Raw genomic sequence first — 310 nt, 5'->3', positions numbered from 1 at the left:
GTCCGGGCCATCCCCGGATACAGGCTCGGAAGCGTTCGAGTCGGGCTCGGGGGAAGCACTGGGGGTCGGTGCCGACACCGGTGCAGGGCTGGATCGATAATCCGCGCGTCGTTTGATCTGGTATTCACGCACCGCGGCGTTGTGAGCATCCAGATCATTGGAAAATACGTGGCTGCCGTCACCCTTGGCCACGAAGTACAGGCTGTCGCCCGATACCGGATTGAGCGCGGCATGAATCGCTTCGCGCCCTACCAGCGAAATGGGCGTTGGCGGCATCCCGGCAATCACGTAGGTATTGTAGGGCGTGGCC

The 310-nt window shown here is 62.6% G+C and carries 1 protein-coding gene; it reads right to left on the bottom strand.

What is annotated here, in order from left to right:
• The coding region (locus EE949_RS28995) for an endolytic transglycosylase MltG (protein ID WP_206335725.1) at window positions 1-310 on the bottom strand (310 nt) is incomplete at both ends.

It is taken from the genome of Pseudomonas viridiflava (genome assembly GCF_900602065.1).
Classification (GTDB): Bacteria; Pseudomonadota; Gammaproteobacteria; order Pseudomonadales; family Pseudomonadaceae; genus Aquipseudomonas.
The sequence above is the reverse complement of the archived record's forward strand: the minus strand, read 5'-3'. Positions and strand labels throughout refer to the sequence as shown.